The sequence below is a fragment of the Actinacidiphila oryziradicis genome, from assembly GCF_005047355.1.
Lineage (GTDB): Bacteria > Actinomycetota > Actinomycetes > Streptomycetales > Streptomycetaceae > Actinacidiphila > Actinacidiphila oryziradicis.
In genome coordinates this window covers 1-18,067 of record NZ_SUMC01000012.1, presented here as the reverse complement: position 1 = coordinate 18,067, position 18,067 = coordinate 1, and the positions used below count along the sequence as shown (strand labels likewise).

The window sequence follows — 18,067 nt, the reverse complement described above, 5'->3', positions numbered from 1 at the left end:
AGATGCTGAGCGGACGTGCCCGGCTGGCGGTGTGCGCGGCGGCGGCCTCAGTCATGGCCGCATGCTCGCTGCTGCCGCTGGTGACCCCCACGGGGTGGATCCTGGAGGCCGTGCTGCTGGTGGCGGTGCAGACCTCGGTCGGCGCGCTGACCCGGCGGGCACCGCTGCCCAGACCGGTGACAGTGCTGGTGCAGACCGCCGTGTCGCTGCTGCTGCTGACGCTGCTCTTCGCGCGGAACCAGGCGCTGCTGGGGCTGCTGCCCGGGCCAAAGGTGTTCGAGCACTTCGGGCAACTGCTGAACGCCGGCGGGCAGGACGTCAGCCAGTACGCCATCCCGGCGCCGGTGACGGAGGGCATCCGGCTGCTGCTGGTCGGCGGGGTGGTGGTGGTCGCGCTGGTCGTCGACGCGCTGGCGGTGACCTACGGGCAGGCCGCTCCGGCGGGGCTGCCGCTGCTGGCCCTGTACTCGGTCGCGGCCGGGCTGGATGCCGGCGGCAGCCGGTGGCTGTACTTCGTGGTCGCCGCCTCCGGGTATCTGCTGCTGCTCCTCGCCGAGGGCCAGGACCGGCTCTCGCGGTGGGGCCGAGTCTTTGGGGGGTCCGGCGGCTCAGCGGGCGCCGCGCAATCCGGTTACCGGGGCAGCGGCGGACAGTCCGGACTCCCTCCCCACGGCGGGGCGATGGCACCGGTCCGTACCGGGCGCAGGATCGGCGCGATGGCGCTGGGTATCGCGCTGGTCGCGCCCGTGGCACTGCCCTCGCTGGGCGGCGGGCTGCTGGGGGCCGCCGGGGCGGGGCGCGGCATAGGTAACGGCGGCGGGACGATCGCGGCGGTCAACCCCGTGGTCGCCCTGCAGGACAATCTCAACCAGTCCTCGAACCAGCAGGTGCTCACCTACAAGACGAACGCCGTCGACAACTCCGACCTCTATCTGCGGATCGTCGCGCTGGACCAGTTCAACGGCACCGAGTGGCAGCCGTCGAAACGCTCGCTCACCGACGTGCCCAAGGAGCTGCCCACCCCGAAGGGCCTCGGCGCCGGGGTGAAGATCAAGGAAGTCACCACCAACATCGCCGCCAGCTCCGCCTACCAGCAGATCTGGCTGCCGCTCCCCTACCCCGCCATGAAGGTGAACGTCGGCGGGCACTGGCGGTTCGAGCCCGAGGGCCGCACGATCATCGGCGACCGGGGGCAGACCACCTCCGGTGCCAAGTACAGCGTGCAGAGCTGGACCGTGGAGCCGACTGCCGCGCAACTCGCGAACGCCCCGGCGCCGGATGCGAAGTTCCTCGCCGAATACACCAAAGTCCCCCGGTCGTTGCCGGATGTGGTGGCCAAGACCGCGCTCCAGGTCACCCAGGGAGCCACGAACGACTACGAGAAGGCCGTCGCGCTGCAACGCTGGTTCACCTCCGGCCTGTTCACGTACAGCACCTCGGTACGTTCCGGCACCGGGGTCGACGCCATCACCCGCTTCCTCAAGGACAAGCAGGGCTTCTGCGTCCACTTCGCCTTCACCATGGCGGCGATGGCCCGCACGCTGGGCATCCCGGCACGGGTCGCGGTCGGCTTCACACCCGGGACGCTGCAGGCCGACGGGGCTTACTCGGTGGGGCTGAAGGACGCCCACGCCTGGCCCGAGCTGTACTTCCAGGGCGTGGGCTGGACCCGCTTCGAGCCGACCCCGAGCCGCGGCTCCACCCCCGGCTACACGTTGGACCAGACGCCGGCCTCCACCGCTCCCGGCACCGACACTCCGTCAAAGGCCGGCACCGAGGCGCCGAACGTCAGCGCCTCGCCCACGTCGAGTTGCTCCCCCAAGGACCAGCAGCTGGGCAACTGCGACCTGTTGACCACCGCGACGGCCCCCGGGCCCACCAGTACCGGGCTGAGCCAGTGGAACGTGCTCGGCATCTCCCTGCTGGCGCTGCTCCTGCTCGCCGTGCCCGCGGTGCCATTGCTGTGGCGGCTGCGGGTGCGGGCCCGGCGGCTCGGCAGCGGACCGTCCGCCGCCGGGAACGGGGGTCAGGGCCCGGATCCGGATCCCGGCCATCCCGTGGCGCCCGGCTCCTCGGAGCCGGGGCAGCCGCACCTGCGTGCGTCCAACGGGGCCCGGGCGCTGGCGGCATGGCGTGAACTCATCGACACCGGCTGGGACTACGGCGTACTGCCCGACGACTCCGAGACGCCGCGCCGGGCTGTGGCCCGGCTCGTCCTGGACGGAAGCCTCGACGAGACCGCCGGACAGGCCGCCATGCGGGTCGGCCACGCGGCGGAACAGGCGATGTACGCGCCCCGGCCGCAGCCCGCGGTGGGAGTGGCCGACGACGTACGCCTGGTCCGGGAGGGCCTGCGGCGCTCGACGGGGCGGACGACGCGGCTCCGGGCGGTGCTCATGCCACGATCGGCCGCCCGAGTGGTGTGGGAACTCTCCGACCGCTGGTCGGAGACCACTCAGCGATGGGCCGTGGCCCTGCGCCGGGCACTCACCGCACTCCGGCGGCCCTCACGGCAGGCATAGAGGGCCCAGCCTCGCCGGGCGGCCTTGACAAGCGCCGCCCGGCGGCGGTACCGAACGCCGCGGGCACGAGCCAAGTGGCGACACAACGCCGAGGGGCGCGGGCTCCTGAGAGCCCGCGCCCCTCGGCGTTGTGCGGCTGTTTCGGGCGCCGAAGCGGCACGCGCACCGCCCCTGTTCGTCACGGCGGCGCTGCCACCGCTCCTCGATCCGGTCCATCACCTTGCCCCTGCGGCGAGCCTGGCGGGGTGCGCGGCCATGGTGACCCGGAGGCACCGGGGCTTCGCCGGGTCTGGTGACCCGGCGCCATCCGGTGACCGTGAGAACGGCACAGCCCAGCATGACGAGGAAGCCCACGACACTGATCCACCACTGGAGTGCGATCATGCCGGCCATCAGCAGCGCGATACCGACCAGAAAGCCCGCCACCGACAGGTAGACGCGCCGCCGGGTGTACGTGCGCAGCCCGCTTCCCTCGAGCGCCGACGCGAACTTGGGATCTTCGGCGTACAACGCTCGCTCCATCTGCTCGAGCATGCGCTGCTCGTGCTCCGAGAGCGGCACGGAGTCCTCCTACTCATCGGTCGCGGGGAAGCGACCGGTACGACCCTTCCAGAATAGGCAGGGAATCGTCCCCGTGAAACCCGCCCCACTGCGCCAGTCCGACGGTAGGGATATTCCCCGTCCGTCATCACGTCATGCCAGCATACGGTCCTGGAACGCTGATCGGGGGGCCTGTGACGGACTACTCCGGATCTGCTACTGCCTGCTACCGATCACCGCGATGGGCCAGCACATGCAGCTGCGTGGCGATCGCGTGGAACGCCGGCTGCTCGGCTGCGGCCAGCTCAAGTCGGAGCAGCTCTTCGAGGGCTCCCGGCTCGGTGTCCACCAGGACTCCGGGCACCAGGTCCGCGAAAACCCGGACCCCGTGCACGGGGCCGACCCGCAGCCCGGCGTCGGCGACCAGCCGGGTGAGCCCGTCTGCGTCGAAGCGGCGCGGCACCGGGTCGCCGTCGCCCCAGCGGCCGTCGGGGTCGTCCAGGGCGTGCCGGGCCTCGACGAAGTGGCCGGCGAGGGCACGGGCCAGCACCGCCCCGCCCCGGCTCGCGGCGAGCAGGCTGAGGGTGCCGGACGGACGGAGCGCGCCCACGGCGTTGCGAACGCCCTCGGCCGGGTCGTCGACGTATTCCAGGACCCCGTGGCACAGCACCACGTCGTAGCTCTCCGGCCCGACCACTTCCAGCAGGCCATGGGTGTCGCCTTGGACGCCGCGAACCAGGTCGGTCACTCCGGCCTCCGCGGCCCGGCGCTCCAGCGCGAAGAGCGCGTCGGGGCTGGGGTCGACGACGGTGACCCGGTGTCCGAGCCGTGCGACGGGCACCGCGAAGTTGCCGGTGCCGCCCCCGGTGTCGAGTACGTCCAGGACGTCCCGCCCGGTTGCCTTGGCCTGCCGGTCGAGGGCATCGCGGAGGACCTCCCAGACCACGGCGGTGCGCAGGGACGCGCGGGGCCGCATCGAGTCGGCCCCTCCATTACGGGACATGGCGAACGGCTCCTCGGGGGGCGGTGGCGGGCAGGCCCTGGGGCCTGTCCTCAACCCTAAGGCCTGCCCGGCCGATCTCCGTGGGAGAAGGAGCGGCCCGCCGCGCTGGGAGCACCTCCCGGCCGAAGATGGGGGAGGTAGCCGGGGGAGGCATATCAGCCGCAGCGGCGCGGCCGCTAAGGCCTGCCCGGGCGGCGGCCGGTCAGGTGGCCTGCTGCTGGGGCAGCGTCGGCTGGAGCGCCAGCAGCCGCTCGACCAGTCGCAGGAACATCCCGGCCGCCCGCATCAGGTCATCCGCTTCCCGGCGGGTGGCGGCGCCCTGTATGCCGGCCTCGGCCCGCGCCCGGGTGCTCGCGCCGGCCTCGAACAGCGCGCTCCACTCGGCGAGTTCGGGGGCGACCTCGGGGAGCACTTCCCAGGCGCTGCGGATCCGCTGCCGGCGCCGCCGGGTGGGCTCGGGCCTGCCGCGCACGGCGAGGACGGCGGCCGCGGTGCGGAGGGCGGCGAGATGAGCCGTGGCATAGCGTTCGTTGGCCGGTTCGAGGGCAGCCGCCTCCTCGAGCCCGCGGCGGGCCTGGCCGAGCAGGTCGAGGGCGGCAGCCGGGGCCGCGGCCTGGCGCAGGACGGGATGTACATCGGTGGCTGGAGCAGTCATCACGAACCTCCTGTCTTCGTGGGACGTGTCCGACAGTTCCGGGCCGTACATGTTCATCGTGAGGCACACCACTGACAATCACTCTGACCTGGGCAAACACCCGCAACACAGGCCGGTTCGGAACGAGTCGGAGTCCATGCGGCAGAGTTTTTGCACTGACTGGTCAGCGTAAAAAGAGGAATCGTGATCCGAGCGGAGTCGTTCGGCCTCAAGGAGCCGGCGCTTACCCTCACCGCGTGGTCGGCCCGCCGCAAGCAGGTGTGGACGCTGGACCGGCTCCACCCGGAGCTGACCTTGTGACGCCGTGCGAGGGAGAATCAACGGCATGAACAGCGCACGACGCCAGGCCACCCGGCAGAAGCTCTACGAGGCCGCCGTCACCCTCATCGCCGAGCAGGGCTTCTCGGCCACCACGGTCGACGAGATCGCCGAGCGCGCCGGGGTCGCCAAGGGCACCGTCTACTACAACTTCGCCAGTAAGAACGAGCTCTTCGAGGAGCTGCTGCGGCACGGCGTCGGGCTGCTCACCGCTTCCCTGCGGGCGGCGGACACCGCCACCGCCGCCGCCGGCGGCAGCCGGGTGGACGCCCTGGACGCGATGATCCGGGCCGGACTCGAGTTCATCGCCCGCTACCCCTCCGTCACCCAGCTGTACGTCGCCGAGCTGTGGCGCACCAACCGGGCCTGGCAGGGGACCCTGATGCTGGTCCGCAGCGACGCGGTGTCGGCCGTGGAGAAGGTGCTGGCGGAGGCGGTGGCCACGGGCGAGCTGAGCGAGGAGATCGATGTGCCGCTCACGGCCGCGGCGCTCTTCGGGATGGTCCTCATGACGGCCCTGGACTGGCAGGCGTTCCAGCCGCAGCGGAGCATCGACGACGTCCACGCGGCGCTGTCCCGGCTGCTCCAGGGCCGGGTCGGGGGGCGGCACATCCCCCACGCCCCGGCCTGAGCCCGGACATGAAAGCGCGCTGTCCTGGCGCGGTCCGAACCCCCGTCGGGCCGTGCCAGAACAGCGCTTTCCCCGCTCCCCCGTGCTCCCCCCGTTCCCGTCCGGGCCGCACCGTTCCGCCGCCCCGTGTCGGCGGTCCGGCACCGCGCCCGTCCGTTGCCTCTACTTTGACGTCTACGCCCGTAGCGGCCTATCCGCGCGCCTACTCAACTGCGCCCCTGAGTACAGGTACTCACCGGTGGGCGGTATGACTCAGGGTCCGGCGTCGGCCATTGTCAGTGGCTGCCGATACAGTCCCTGACATGGCACGAATCGCGGTGATCGGCGCCGGAATGGGCGCGCTGGCAGCGGCTGCCCGGCTGGCCACGGGTGGCCACCGGGTGGCGGTCTACGAGCGCTCGGCAACACATGGCGGCGGCGTCGGCCAGTACGCGCGGGAGGGTTTCGCCTTCGACACCGGGCCGGGGCTGCTGCGGCTCCCGGCGGTGTACCGGGACCTGTTCGTCAAGACCGGCAAGGAGACTCTGGAGCAGAGCATCGAGCTGGTGCAGGTCGACCCGGCGAGCCGCCACCTCTTCGCCGACGGCACGGATGTGTCCCTGCCGAACGCCTCGCGGTCGGGCGTCACCGCCGCGCTGGACGCCGCGTTCGGCGCGGGCGCCGGGGAGCGGTGGAGCGAGCTGCTGACCCGCGCCCGGGAAGTCTGGGAGGCCACCCGCCGGCCGCTGCTGGAGGACGCCCTGCCCCCCGGCGCCGTTCCACTCGGGCGCGACCCCTACCCGGCGCGGCGCGGCCTGTTCCGGCGCGGAGAGCCGACCCTGGCCTCGGTCGCCATCCGCGAGCTGCGCGATCCCCGGCTGGCGGCCCTCCTGGAGAGCTACGCGCTCGAGTACGGCTACGACCCCCGGCGCGCCCCGGCCGCCGCGACCGTGCTGCCGTACATCGAGCAGACCTTCGGCACCTGGTACGTGCGGGGCGGGATGCGCGCCCTCGCCGACGCGGTGTACGGACGGTGCGTTGCGCGCGGGGTGGAGTTCCACTTCGGCGCCGAGGCAGTGCGGATCACCGAGAAGAACGGCCGCGCCGCCGGGGCCGAGCTTGCCGACGGTCGCGTGGCCGAAGCCGACGCGGTCGTCGCCGGGGTGGACCCCTGGCAGCTGAACGCGCTGCTGCCCGGCCCGCCGGACACCTCCTGGGCGCCCGCCCCCGGCCCTGGCATGCCCGGCCGTCTCACGCTCTGCCTCGCCCTGTGCGGTGCCCGCCCCGCCGGTACCGCACACCGCACCCTGGTCCACCCCGCCGAGCGGCACGGCGGGGAACCCACGGTCACCGTGCTCCGGCCGGATGATCCCGCGCTCCGCCCGGACGAGTCGCACGAGGCGGTGACCGTCACCGCCACCGCCGCGTGGCATGAGGTGGAGGGCGGCGCCGATGAGACCGCGGAGCGTCTCCTGCGGGCGGCCGAGGCGGCCGTCCCCGGGCTGCGCGAGCGCATCCTGTGGCGCGAGGTCCGCACCCCCGCCGACACCGAGCGTGAGACCGGCGCCCCAGGCGGCGCCGTCCCGGGCCCGGTCCTCGCCGGAAGCGGCGGCGCGTTCCGCCGCCCGGCGAACCGCACGCCTTTCCCCGGGCTCTACCTCGTGGGCGGGTGGGCGCACCCCGGCGGGGGGCTCGCGCATGCCGGGATGTCCGGTGCGATCACGGCCGACCTGATATCCGGCGGGCCTGGCGGCAGCCGCTGAGTCCTCGCCGGACGGGCAGGAAACCGGCCCCGCTCTGCCCCGGGCCCCGTTGTTTACGCGCGGGCCGGTGGCCGGGTTGTGGCCACCCTCCCCCGTGGGGGTCCCCCCACGCCCGCAGGGCGTAGGGGGCGGGTCCGGGGGCGGAGCCCCCGGTTAGAAGCGGTACGGGTCGGAGGGGTCCACGTGCTGCTGCTCGTACTGCGGCTGCTGGGCCTGCTGGTTCGGCTCGTACTGCGGTTGCTGCGGGATGTACGGCTGCTGCTCGTCGCCGGACTGCTGCTGGGGGACCCAGACCCCGCCGGCGGGGGTGTCGTAGCTGTACTGGGACTGAGGCTGGGCCTGGTTGGGGTCCGAGTAGCCGTAGCCGAGGTAGGGGTCGCTGGCGGGCTGGTACCCCTGCTGGGAGTCCCAGGCGCCCTGCTGCTGGTCGTAGACGGGAGCGGCGGGCTGCTGCTGCTCGCCGTTCCAGCCGTCGTAGCCCTGGGCGCCATAGCCCTCGTAGCCGCCGCTGGTGTAGGGGTCGGGAGTGTAGGAGGACTGGTTGTTGTAGATCGGGTACTCGCCGCTTTCATCGACCAGCGGCATCGGCTGGTAGACCTGCGTGGAGTCGATGCCCTCGTACGAGGCGTTCTCGTACGAGGCGCCGTAGTTCTCGTACGCCTGGTAGTCCTCGGCGGCGCCCATCCCCGAGCCGGTGGCCGCGCCCGCACCGACGCCCGCGGCGATCGGTTCGACCGGGGAGACCTGGAACGGAGGCTGGGCCTCGGCCTCCTCGCCACGGCCCCGGCGGCGGCGGTTGCCTCCGGCGGGCTTCTCCGACTTGCCGGACCTGTCCGGCTGCTCGTCCTTACCGGGCTTGTCCGCGCCGGACCGGATCGCCCAGCCGGAAGTGAAGCCGCGCCGGTAGGAGAGAGTGACGAAGGTCTGCCCGGTGCCGAAGGCTGCCGCACCGAGTGCGATGACAATCACGGACGGCAGGTAGACACCCAGGACCACGCCGACGAAACCGCCGAAGGCTAGGAGCCGCCAGCGCAGCCGCGCCTTGTACTGCAGCAGCACCTCGCCGAGCAGCCACAGCGCGACGCCACCGAACGCGATGTAGAGGACCGTGTAGCCCATGTGCGCACTTCCTCACCGTTCACCGTGCTGTCGGCATCCGCGGGCGGCAGTTCCGCCCGTCACGACCGCTGGTGCAATCCGAGATTCTCGTAGATTTCCAACGAGGCCGTGGAGTGGTTCAGCGTAATGAAGTGCAGCCCCGGAATGTCCTCGGCCAGCAGCCGGCGGCACATCTCGGTGGCGAACTCTACGCCGATCGCCCGCACCGCGGCCGGATCCTCCTTGACCGCGAGGATACGGTCGGCCAACTCGGGAGGGAATGGAGCATTGCCGAGCTGCGCGAACCGCTCGATCTGCCGGACATTCGTGACGGGCATGATCTCCGGAATGATCGGGGTGGTGCAACGGGCCGCGGCAACCCGGTCGCGCAGCCGCAGATAGTCGTCCGCGTCGAAGAACATCTGGGTGATGGCGAAGTCGGCCCCGGCCCGGCATTTGTCGACAAAGTGACGAGTGTCGGTATCCCAGTCGACCGACCGCGGGTGCATCTCGGTGAATGCCGCGACCCCGACGCAGAAGTCGCCGGACTCCTTGATCAGCCGGACGAGATCCGCCGCGTACTCCACGCCCTGCGGGTGGCGGACCCAATCGCCCAGCGGATCGCCGGGCGGGTCACCGCGCACCGCGAGCATGTTGCGGATCCCGGCGTCCGCGTACTGGCCGATGATATTGCGCAGCTCGGCGATCGAATGGTTGACCGCCGTGAGGTGTGCGACCGGCGTGAGCGTGGTGTCCGAGACGATCCGGTCGGTCGCACGGACCGTGCCCTCCCGGGAGGTGCCGCCGGCGCCATAGGTGACGGACACAAAGGTCGGCCCGACCGCCTCGATCCGCCGGATGGCGTTCCAGAGAGTCCGCTCGCCCTTCTCCGTCTTCGGAGCGGAGAACTCGAACGAGAACGACCTCGTACCGGACGCAAGCAGCTCACGGATGGTGACCGCACGATCGGTCCTGGTGGAAGGGGTTCCCAATGCCATACGCCTCAGGCTAGCTGGCACCGCACCCGGCCAACCGCCGGAAGGGAGGATATGCCCGTTACGTCTGCGGGATGTTCATTGCCCGGGCCGGTGAGCGGGCTGATGTCCATCTGTCCTACCCGTCGTACGACCTGACTCGTTTGGCCAGCTCGGCAGCCGCCGCACCGGGGTCGGCGGCCTCGGTGACCGCCCGTACGACAACGACCCGCCGGGCGCCGGCCTCCAGCACCCGCTCCACATTCGACAGATCGATCCCGCCGATCGCGAACCATGGCCGCGCCGTGCCCAGCCCCGCCGCGTACCGCACCAGGGGCAGGCCCGGGGCCGGCCGTCCCGGCTTTGTCGGCGTCGGCCAGCACGGCCCGGTGCAGAAGTAGTCCGCACCGGGCTCCACGGCGGCCGCGGCCACCTCGGACTCGGCATGGCAGGAGCGGCCGATGAGCACCTTGTCGGAGCCGCCCAGGATGGCGCGGGCCGCAGGCACCGGCAGGTCACCCTGGCCCAGGTGCAGCACGTCCGCGCCGATCGCATGGGCGACATCCGCCCGGTCGTTCACCGCCAGCAGCTTGCCGTGCCGGCGGCACGCTTCCGCGAGCACCGCGAGGTGTTCCAGCTCCTCGCGGGCCTCAAGGCCCTTGTCCCGCAGCTGGATGATGTCCACGCCTGTGGCGAGCACCTCGTCCGCGAAGGCCGCCAGATCACCCCGGCCGCTACGTGCGTCGGTACACAGATACAACCGGGCATCGGCGAGCTTCTCGCGGGCGGTGGACATGGTGTGGTGCTCCCCCTACGTGGGCCGGACTAGACGGCGAGCGCCTGGGCTCGGCGCTTCACCTCGGTCCCGCGATTCTCTCGCAGCGCCTGCGCCGGGGTGCCAGGCAGGGTCGGGTCCTCCGTGAAGAGCCACTCCAGAGCCTCTTCGTCAGTGAACCCGTCATCCTTGAGCAGGGTCAGGGTGCCTGCGAGGCCCTTCACAATCTTTCCGTCGCCGATGAAGTCTGAGGGAACCATCAGCACCCGGTTCTCGCCGCGGCGCACCGCGATCAGCTGACCTTCCTTGATCAGCGGGCGGATCCGGGTGATCTCCAGCCCGAGCCGTTCGGCGACATCGGGGAGGTTCATCCATGAAGGTACGAGGGCGTCAATCTTTGCGTCGATCTCGGTCACAGGACAAGCGTGCCACTCCGCACCGACAGTGCGGTACCGCAATCGCCGCCGCGGCGTCCTCCGGAGCGCCTTCGTCTGCCCTCCGGAGGCGGCTGCGCCGCAGGCCACGGCGGGTGCGGCCGCGGCCGCGAGCGGGTGCCGCGGCATTGCTCCGTACGCGGTGCCGACTACGCCACGGCGGCCTTCAACGGCACCGCCGGGTCTGCGGCCAGGCCCGGGTCGAGCCGCGCGCGGCGTTCGATGAGCTTGCGGCCCTGGGCGAGATCGCGCGGACGGTCGACGGCGAGGAGAGCGACGAGGGTGCCTTCGCGCAGCCAGCACACCGACCAGGCGTGACCGTCCGGATCACCGCGCTGCAGCGTCGTGTCCGCGGCGGCGTGATGTCCCGCGTACTGCACGAAGCGGCCGAACTGCTCCGACCAGAAGTACGGCACCGGGTCGTACACCTCGTCCCCGCCCAGCAGATTCGCGGCGGCCACGCGGGGCCCCTGCACCGCGTTGTCCCAGTGGTGGACCAGCAGCCGCTCCCCGTAGCGCGCCGACGGGAAGGAGGCGCAGTCCCCCACCGCGTACACCTCCGGCACCGACGTACGCAGCCGGTCGTCCGCCACGATCGCGCGGTCCGGGCCCAGCGCCACCCCCGACCCGGCCAGCCATGCCGTCGTCGGCCGGGCCCCGATCCCCACCACCACCGCCCCCGCCGCCAGCCATCTGCCGTCCGCCAGCCGCACCCCGCCCGGCTCGACATCCGCGACCGCCGTCCCCGTCAGCAGCCCCACCCCCGCCTCCGCGTACCAGCCCCGCATCCGCTCCGACACCACCTCCGGCACCACCCCCGCCAGCGGCCGCTGCGCCGCCTCCACCACGGTCACCGCACAGCCCGCCGTGCGGGCCACCGTCGCCAGTTCCGCGCCGATCCACCCCGCCCCGACGACCACCACCTGGCGTTTCTCCTCCAGCACCGGCCGCAGGGCCACCGCGTCGTCCAGCGTCCGCAGCGCGTACACGCCTGGCACGCCCTCGCTCCCGGGCAGCATCACCGGCTCCGCCCCCGTCGCCACCACCAGCCGGTCGTACGGCACCGGCCCGAGGTCCGTGCTCACCCGCCGCTCGCCGGGGTGCAGGGCCACCGCCTCCCGGCTCAGCAGCAGTTCCACGTCCAGCGCGGCGAAATCCACCTCCAGCGCCGCGTCCTCGACCGTGCCCAGGAGCACCGCCTTCGACAGCGGCGGCCGGTCGTACGGCGCGTGCCGTTCCGCGCCCAGCAGCGTGATCCCGCCGCCCCACCCCTGCTCCCGTAGCGCCACCGCGGTCTGTACGCCGGCCATCCCGGCCCCGACGATTACTACTCGCTCATCGCTGCTCACGCGATCACCGTAACGCCGGGCCGGGCCGCCCGGGGGGAGCGCGCTTGCCGGGCGCCCTATTGCGGGGAGCGGGGGCGTACTAAGGTGTCAGGCCTAAGAAGCGCACTCGCGGGAGCCCGGCGACCGGGCTGAGAGGGCGGCTGACCGGCCGCCGACCGTACGAACCTGATCCGGGTCATGCCGGCGAAGGGAGGAGCGGGACACCCATGCGTCCATCTCGCGACAGCTACGACGTGCTCGTCATCGGCGGCGGAATCATCGGCCTTGTCACGGCCTGGCGCGCGGCCCAGCGGGGCTTGCGCACCGCGGTCGCGGATCCGGAACCCGGCGGCGGGGCGGCGCGGGTCGCGGCGGGGATGCTGGCGGCGGTGACGGAGCTGAGTTACGGCGAGCAGACACTGCTCGACCTGAACGTCGCGTCCGCGCGCCGGTATCCCTCCTTCGCGGCAGAGCTGGCGGAGGCGGGCGGCGGGGACATCGGCTACCGGCGTTGCGGGACGCTCGCCGTGGCGCTCGATGCCGACGACCGTGCCCATCTGCGTGAACTGCACACCTTCCAGCGCTCCCTGGGACTGGAGTCGGAGTGGCTCACGGGCCGCGAATGCCGCCGCCTGGAGCCGATGCTCGCCCCGGGGGTGCGGGGCGGCCTGCGGGTGGACGGTGACCATCAGGTCGACCCGCGCCGCCTGGCGAAGGCACTGCTGCGGGCGGCCGAAGCCGCGGGGGCCGTCTTCCACCGCTCGGCGGCCGCCCGGGTGGAGGTCGTACGGGACCGGGCGCGCGGCGCCGTCCTCGATGACGGGACAGTGCTGGCCGCCGGGCAGACGGTGCTGGCCGCGGGCAGCCGCAGCGGCACGGTGGACGGCCTCCCGGAGCACGTCCTGCCGCCGGTACGACCGGTGAAGGGGCAGGTGGTGCGGCTGCGGATGCCGGCGCCGCACGGGCGGCAGGCGGCGTTCCTGTCCAGGACCGTACGAGCGGTGGTGCGGGGCAGTCACGTCTACCTCGTACCGCGCGAGAACGGCGAGCTGGTGGTCGGCGCGACCAGCGAGGAGCTCGGCTGGGACACCACGGTCACCGCCGGCGGGGTGTACGAACTACTGCGGGACGCGCATGAGCTGGTCCCGGGGATCACCGAACTGCCGCTCACCGAGACCCTGGCGGGACTGCGCCCCGGCTCTCCGGACAATGCCCCGCTGCTCGGCCGTACCGCTCTGCCGGGGTTGTCGCTGGCGACCGGCCACCACCGCAATGGCGTGCTGCTCACCCCGGTCACCGGCGACATCATGGCCGAGCTGCTCACCACCGGCGAGGTGCCCGAACAGGCACGGCCCTTCTCCCCCGCCCGGTTCCGCCCAGGCAGGCCCGTTTCCCGGCAGGAGCAGCCCGTATGACCGTGTCAGTGAACGGCGAGCCCCGCGACATCCCCGCCGGGCTCACCCTCGACCGCCTTGTGGCGAGCTTCAGCGCGGCACCGTCCGGTGTCGCCGCCGCCGTCAACGAAACCGTCGTACCGCGCGGTCAGTGGCCCGCCACCGCACTCGCCGACGGCGACCGGGTCGAGGTCCTCACCGCGGTTCAGGGAGGCTGATCACCACCGTGGCAGAAGACCCGCTGACCATCGCCGGCACCGCCTTCGCCTCCCGCCTCATCATGGGCACCGGCGGCGCCCCCAGCCTGGAGGTCATGGAGCAGGCGCTGCTCGCCTCCGGCACCCAACTCACCACCGTCGCGATGCGCCGCCTCGACCCGACGGTCAAGGGCTCCGTGCTGTCCGTGCTGCAGCGGCACGGCATCCGCGTCCTGCCCAACACGGCCGGCTGCTTCACCGCGGGCGAAGCGGTGCTCACCGCCCGGCTCGCCCGTGAGGCGCTCGGCACGGACTGGGTGAAGCTCGAAGTCGTGGCCGACGAGCGGACCCTGCTGCCCGATCCGGTGGAGCTGCTGGACGCCGCCGAGACGCTGGTCGACGACGGCTTCACCGTCCTGCCGTACACGAACGACGACCCGGTGCTCGCCCGCAGGCTCGAGGACGCCGGGTGCGCCGCCGTCATGCCGCTCGGCTCCCCGATCGGCTCCGGGCTCGGGATCCGCAACCCGCACAACTTCCAGCTGATCATCGAGCGCGCCGCCGTTCCCGTCATCCTCGACGCGGGCGCGGGTACGGCGTCGGACGCGGCCTTCGCGATGGAGCTCGGCTGTGCCGCCGTCATGCTCGCGTCGGCCGTCACCCGCGCCCAGGAGCCGGTCCTCATGGCCGAGGCCATGCGCCATGCCGTCGAGGGCGGCCGCCTCGCGCGCCGGGCCGGGCGGATCCCGCGGCGGCACTACGCGGAGGCGTCCTCGCCGGTCGAGGGGGTGGCCGCGTTCGATCCGGAGCGGCCGGCGTTCCCCGCAGGGGCCGGGGGGTCGCTGCGGTAGTTGCGGTGACCGCATCGGTTCACCGGATCCGTCCGGTGCCGGTTCTGTCGGGACGGGCTCAAAAAATGAGCCCGTCCCGTCCGGCGATTGAGGACCTAGCCTCGCGCCTCAGGGCGGTCGAGGATCCGCAGCCAGGTCCCGTCCGGCTGGCGGCGGGCGACCTGGGCCCGGCCGCCGGTCCCGTCGGCGGGACGCGTGGCCGTGAGGGCGAGGTCGCCGTGGCGCAGCGTGGGCAGTGCCTCCTCCAGTTCGAACTTGACGCCGCCCGCCTTGGCGAGCATCTGCTCGCACACGGCCCGGATCGCCTCCCGCCCCACGGTTTCGGCCCCCGGCGGGAAACCGAGCACCGCGTCGGGCTCGTAGAGCTCCGCGAGTCCCTCCGCGTCGCCGGCGTTGGCCCGCTCGACGAAGAGCCGCGCCAGGTCCTCCGGCTGTTCGGCCTTTTCACGTGAACCGGTCATCGTCATCGTGATCGTCATCGCCCTTTCGTATCTGCAAGCTCATGGCGCTCATGCCGCTCACCACCCATCGTGGGGTTCAAAGAGCCATAAGTCGAAGATCTGGTTCTTCTGGTCACTAGAATCATCAGTTATGGAGCTGCGTCAGCTTGAGTACTTCGTCGCCGTGTCCGAAGAGGCGAACTTCACCAGGGCCGCCGCCAGACTGCATGTCGCACAGCCCGGTGTGAGCGCCCAGATCCGCCAGCTGGAACGAGAGCTGGGCCAGGCCCTGTTCGACCGTTCGGGACGCACCGTACGGCTCACCGCCGCCGGGACGGCCGTGCTCCCCTACGCCCGGGCGGCGCTCGGCGCGGTCGACGGGGCGCGGCTCGCCGTGGACGAGCTCACCGGGCTGGTGCGCGGGCGGGTCGCGGTCGGGATGGTGGTCTCGTGCGGCGGCGTCGACCTGCCCGATCTGCTGGCCGGCTTCCACCAGGACCATCCGGCGGTGGAGATCACTCTCTCCGAGGACACCTCCGACCACCTGACCGAGGCGCTCCGGACCGGGCGGCTGGACATGGCCGTGATCGGCCTGGCGACCGCGGCGCCACCCGGAATCGCGACCCAGGTCGTCATCGACGAGGCGCTGGCCGCCGCGGTCAGCGCCACCGATCCCCTGGCCGCGCACACCACCCTCCCCCTCGAAGCCCTCGCCGGGCGGCCCCTCATCAGCCTCCCGCCGGGCACCGGCCTGCGTACCGCCCTCGACGACGCCTGTGCCGCCGCCGGGTTCCGGCCCCGGATCGCCTTCGAGGCCGGCGACCCGGCCGTCGTCGCGCGGCTCGCCGCCCGCGGCCTGGGTGTCGCCATCCTGCCCGCCTCCGCCGCCCAGGGCAGTCCGGGGCAACTCCACGCCATCGCGGTCACCCACCCACGGCTGCGTGCCCGGATCGTGCTGGCCTGGCGGGACGGCGGCCCGGTCAGCCCCGCCGCCCGGGCGCTGATCAGCCACGCCCGGGCCGTGCTCGGCTGTCACGGTTAGGTCGCCTTACAACACGGGCCCGCCACAGTCCGGGCATCCCGCAGAAGCCTTGCGGGACGGCTCGTAGACTGCTGAACCGTGGATACGACCCTGCACGACCCGCTCATCGGGCACACGCTCGACGGCCGGTACCGCATCGAGGCGCGCATCGCGGTCGGCGGCATGGCGACGGTCTACCGGGCCGTGGACATCCGGCTGGACCGCCTGCTGGCCCTCAAGGTGATGCATCCGGGGCTCGCCGCCGACGACGAATTCATCGAGCGTTTCATCCGCGAGGCCAAGTCCGTCGCCCGCCTGGACCACCCCAATGTGGTGGGCGTTTACGACCAGGGCTCCGACGGCACCTATGTCTACCTCGCCATGGAGTACATCGCGGGCTGCACCCTGCGCGACGTCCTGCGCGAGCGCGGCGCCCTGCGGCCGCGCGCCGCGCTCGACATCCTGGAGCCGGTGCTCGCCGCCCTCGGGGCCGCGCACCGGGCCGGGCTCGTACACCGCGACATGAAGCCGGAAAATGTCCTCATCGGGGACGACGGCCGGGTCAAGGTCGCCGACTTCGGCCTGGTCAGGGCGGTCGACACCAACACGACCGCCTCCTCCGGATCGGTGCTCGGCACCGTCTCCTACATGGCGCCCGAGCAGATCGAGCACGGTCACTGCGACCCGCGTTCGGACGTCTACGCCTGCGGCCTGCTGCTCCACGAAATGCTGACCGGCAGCAAGCCGCACACCGGCGGCACCCCGATGCAGGTCATCTACCAGCGCCTCAACCAGGACATCGCGCCGCCCTCCGCCACCGTCCCCGGCCTCGCGCCCCAGCTCGACGCCCTTGTCACGGGTGCCGCCGCCCGCGACCCGCGGCTACGCCCCGCCGACGCCGCCCAGCTGCTCGCCGGACTGCACTCGGCCCGCCAGACCCTCACCGACGAGCAGCTGGACGCCATGCCGCCCGCCGCCGCGGTCGCGGCCACACACTCAGAGGACCTTACGGCCGCGATCCCGCGTACCCCCGCCACCGGCATGGGCTCCACCGACACCAACGAGGTCCTCAACCGCACCAGCCGCTTCCAGGTCCCCATGGGGGAGCTCCTGGAACCGCCCGAGCCCGGGCGCCGCTCCCGGCGCACCGTGATCGCCCTGGTCGCGGCCGTGCTCCTGGCCCTCGGCCTCGGCACCGGCGTCTGGTACATCAGCGACGGCCAGTTCACCCGTACCCCCGGCGTGCTCGCCCTGCCCCGGGCCGAGGCGGAGAAGCAGCTCGACGCGGCCGGTCTCAACACCGCCGTGGCCTACGGCTTCAGCGAGACCGTGGCCAAGGGCGACGTCATCTCCACCAGGCCGGCCCCCGGCGGGCGGGTCCGCAGCAACGGCACCGTCACTCTGACCATCTCCAAGGGCCCCGAGCGCGTCCGGGTCCCCGATGCCGTCGGCAAGACGCTCGCCCAGGCCAGGCAACGGCTCAAGTCGGCCGGCCTCGCCCCGGGCACCGTCACCAAGGTCTTCGACAACAGCATCGCCGCCGGGATCGTCATCTCCACCGAGCCCGCCGCCGGCACTCTCCGCTCCCCCGACAACGCCGTCGCCATCACCGTCAGCAAGGGCCGGCCCATCGACGCCCCCGACGTGGTCGGTGACTCCGTCGCCGACGCCCAGCAGAAGCTCCAGGACGCGGGCCTCAAGGTCACCCTCGCCGACGCCCGAGCCTTCTCCGACACCGTCACCGCCGGCGGTATCGCCCAGCAGTCCCCCTCCGCCGGCATCCCGCTCGCCAAGGGCGACACGGTCACCCTCACCCTTTCCAAGGGCCAGGACATGATCGACGTCCCCGATGTCAGCGGCAAGAAGGTCGCCGACGCCAAGCAGATCCTGCAGGACGCCGGCTTCAACGTCCGCGTGATCCGCTTCTTCTTCACCGGTACGGTCAGCAGCCAGTCCCCCGGCGCCGGCGGCCAAGCCGCGAGGGGCAGCACGGTGACCCTCTGGGTGGGCTAGCTAAGAGGCCGCGCGAATAGGTGGGGTGGAGGAAGGAGCGGGGCGAGGGGCAAGTCTGGCAAGGCGGAGGTGGGGGCACCTCCTGGGGGCACCTCCCGGCCGAAGGCTGGGGGAGGTAGCTGGGGGTGGGG

At 72.4% G+C, this 18,067-nt stretch carries 16 protein-coding genes, 1 pseudogene and 1 riboswitch; of the genes and pseudogenes, 8 read left to right on the top strand and 9 right to left on the bottom strand.

Annotation, left to right across the window (positions count from 1 at the left end; all coding sequences use genetic code 11):
• Positions 1 to 2: 2 nt before the first annotated feature.
• Positions 3 to 2,522, top strand: a complete 2,520-nt coding sequence (locus FCI23_RS15240) for a transglutaminase TgpA family protein (protein ID WP_246143726.1) — start codon at positions 3 to 5, stop codon at positions 2,520 to 2,522.
• A gap of 168 nt (positions 2,523 to 2,690) precedes the next feature.
• On the opposite strand, the pseudogene FCI23_RS15235 reads toward FCI23_RS15240, so the two are convergent.
• The 3 genes and pseudogenes from FCI23_RS15235 to FCI23_RS15225 all read right to left on the bottom strand — a co-directional run.
• Positions 2,691 to 3,083, bottom strand: a pseudogene (locus tag FCI23_RS15235) (DUF3040 domain-containing protein); the annotation flags it as partial.
• Positions 3,084 to 3,288: 205 nt separating this feature from the next.
• Entirely contained in the window at positions 3,289 to 4,065 is a 777-nt protein-coding gene (locus tag FCI23_RS15230; RefSeq protein ID WP_136724421.1) for a class I SAM-dependent methyltransferase, read from the bottom strand.
• A 202-nt stretch (positions 4,066 to 4,267) separates the two neighbouring features.
• Positions 4,268 to 4,720: an SAV_6107 family HEPN domain-containing protein gene (locus FCI23_RS15225; RefSeq protein ID WP_246143725.1), complete on the bottom strand. Its 453-nt coding sequence runs from the start codon at positions 4,718 to 4,720 to the stop codon at positions 4,268 to 4,270.
• Positions 4,721 to 5,045: 325 nt separating this feature from the next.
• On the opposite strand from FCI23_RS15225, the gene FCI23_RS15220 reads away from it, so the two are divergent.
• Entirely contained in the window at positions 5,046 to 5,669 is a 624-nt protein-coding gene (locus tag FCI23_RS15220; RefSeq protein ID WP_136724419.1) for a TetR/AcrR family transcriptional regulator, read from the top strand.
• A 302-nt stretch (positions 5,670 to 5,971) separates the two neighbouring features.
• On the top strand, positions 5,972 to 7,411 hold the full coding sequence (locus FCI23_RS15215; protein ID WP_136724418.1) for a phytoene desaturase family protein: 1,440 nt from the start codon (positions 5,972 to 5,974) through the stop codon (positions 7,409 to 7,411).
• 153 nt (positions 7,412 to 7,564) lie between these two features.
• Here FCI23_RS15215 and FCI23_RS15210 read toward each other — a convergent pair whose 3' ends face one another.
• From FCI23_RS15210 to FCI23_RS15190, 5 genes are all read right to left on the bottom strand, one after another.
• Positions 7,565 to 8,530, bottom strand: coding sequence for a hypothetical protein (locus FCI23_RS15210; RefSeq protein WP_136724417.1), 966 nt, complete (start codon positions 8,528 to 8,530; stop codon positions 7,565 to 7,567).
• Between the two features lie 59 nt (positions 8,531 to 8,589).
• Positions 8,590 to 9,507 carry a methylenetetrahydrofolate reductase [NAD(P)H] gene (metF, locus tag FCI23_RS15205; protein WP_136724416.1) on the bottom strand — a complete coding sequence of 306 codons (918 nt, stop codon included), beginning with the start codon at positions 9,505 to 9,507 and terminating at the stop codon, positions 8,590 to 8,592.
• A 115-nt stretch (positions 9,508 to 9,622) separates the two neighbouring features.
• A complete protein-coding gene (gene thiE / locus FCI23_RS15200; RefSeq protein ID WP_136724415.1) occupies positions 9,623 to 10,279 on the bottom strand; it encodes a thiamine phosphate synthase in 657 nt (218 codons plus the stop codon).
• Positions 10,280 to 10,308: 29 nt separating this feature from the next.
• Positions 10,309 to 10,674 (bottom strand): Rv2175c family DNA-binding protein, encoded by a 366-nt coding sequence (locus FCI23_RS15195; RefSeq protein ID WP_136724414.1) that lies wholly within the window; start codon positions 10,672 to 10,674, stop codon positions 10,309 to 10,311.
• A gap of 167 nt (positions 10,675 to 10,841) precedes the next feature.
• Positions 10,842 to 12,041: an NAD(P)/FAD-dependent oxidoreductase gene (locus FCI23_RS15190; RefSeq protein WP_265737746.1), complete on the bottom strand. Its 1,200-nt coding sequence runs from the start codon at positions 12,039 to 12,041 to the stop codon at positions 10,842 to 10,844.
• Positions 12,042 to 12,139: 98 nt separating this feature from the next.
• Positions 12,140 to 12,251, top strand: a riboswitch (TPP riboswitch).
• On the opposite strand from FCI23_RS15190, the gene thiO reads away from it, so the two are divergent.
• From thiO to FCI23_RS15175, 3 genes are all read left to right on the top strand, one after another.
• Positions 12,248 to 13,435, top strand: coding sequence for a glycine oxidase ThiO (thiO, locus tag FCI23_RS15185; protein ID WP_136724413.1), 1,188 nt, complete (start codon positions 12,248 to 12,250; stop codon positions 13,433 to 13,435). Its footprint overlaps the riboswitch before it by 4 nt.
• Entirely contained in the window at positions 13,432 to 13,632 is a 201-nt protein-coding gene (thiS, locus tag FCI23_RS15180) for a sulfur carrier protein ThiS (protein ID WP_136724412.1), read from the top strand. The genes thiO and thiS overlap by 4 nt, the downstream gene beginning before the upstream one ends.
• 8 nt (positions 13,633 to 13,640) lie before the next feature.
• Entirely contained in the window at positions 13,641 to 14,462 is an 822-nt protein-coding gene (locus tag FCI23_RS15175) for a thiazole synthase (protein WP_136724411.1), read from the top strand.
• A 95-nt stretch (positions 14,463 to 14,557) separates the two neighbouring features.
• On the opposite strand, the gene FCI23_RS15170 is transcribed toward FCI23_RS15175, so the two are convergent.
• Positions 14,558 to 14,941 (bottom strand): YybH family protein, encoded by a 384-nt coding sequence (locus FCI23_RS15170; RefSeq protein ID WP_407645963.1) that lies wholly within the window; start codon positions 14,939 to 14,941, stop codon positions 14,558 to 14,560.
• 112 nt (positions 14,942 to 15,053) lie between these two features.
• Here FCI23_RS15170 and FCI23_RS15165 point away from each other — a divergent pair, with 112 nt between their 5' ends.
• Positions 15,054 to 15,944 carry a LysR substrate-binding domain-containing protein gene (locus FCI23_RS15165; protein ID WP_136724410.1) on the top strand — a complete coding sequence of 297 codons (891 nt, stop codon included), beginning with the start codon at positions 15,054 to 15,056 and terminating at the stop codon, positions 15,942 to 15,944.
• A gap of 78 nt (positions 15,945 to 16,022) precedes the next feature.
• Entirely contained in the window at positions 16,023 to 17,936 is a 1,914-nt protein-coding gene (gene pknB, locus FCI23_RS15160; RefSeq protein ID WP_136724409.1) for a Stk1 family PASTA domain-containing Ser/Thr kinase, read from the top strand.
• Positions 17,937 to 18,067 lie beyond the last annotated feature (131 nt).

Excerpts from the sequence above, each read along its gene's own strand:
- FCI23_RS15210 (WP_136724417.1), bottom strand. The coding sequence starts at position 8,530 with ATGGGCTACACGGTCCTCTACATCGCGTTCGGTGGCGTCGCGCTGTGG.
- FCI23_RS15170 (WP_407645963.1), bottom strand. The coding sequence starts at position 14,941 with ATGACGATCACGATGACGATGACCGGTTCACGTGAAAAGGCCGAACAG.
- thiS (WP_136724412.1), top strand. The coding sequence starts at position 13,432 with ATGACCGTGTCAGTGAACGGCGAGCCCCGCGACATCCCCGCCGGGCTC.
- FCI23_RS15220 (WP_136724419.1), top strand. The coding sequence starts at position 5,046 with ATGAACAGCGCACGACGCCAGGCCACCCGGCAGAAGCTCTACGAGGCC.
- FCI23_RS15225 (WP_246143725.1), bottom strand. The coding sequence starts at position 4,720 with ATGACTGCTCCAGCCACCGATGTACATCCCGTCCTGCGCCAGGCCGCG.
- FCI23_RS15240 (WP_246143726.1), top strand. The coding sequence starts at position 3 with ATGCTGAGCGGACGTGCCCGGCTGGCGGTGTGCGCGGCGGCGGCCTCA.
- thiE (WP_136724415.1), bottom strand. The coding sequence starts at position 10,279 with ATGTCCACCGCCCGCGAGAAGCTCGCCGATGCCCGGTTGTATCTGTGT.
- FCI23_RS15165 (WP_136724410.1), top strand. The coding sequence starts at position 15,054 with ATGGAGCTGCGTCAGCTTGAGTACTTCGTCGCCGTGTCCGAAGAGGCG.
- FCI23_RS15215 (WP_136724418.1), top strand. The coding sequence starts at position 5,972 with ATGGCACGAATCGCGGTGATCGGCGCCGGAATGGGCGCGCTGGCAGCG.
- metF (WP_136724416.1), bottom strand. The coding sequence starts at position 9,507 with ATGGCATTGGGAACCCCTTCCACCAGGACCGATCGTGCGGTCACCATC.
- FCI23_RS15230 (WP_136724421.1), bottom strand. The coding sequence starts at position 4,065 with ATGTCCCGTAATGGAGGGGCCGACTCGATGCGGCCCCGCGCGTCCCTG.
- thiO (WP_136724413.1), top strand. The coding sequence starts at position 12,248 with ATGCGTCCATCTCGCGACAGCTACGACGTGCTCGTCATCGGCGGCGGA.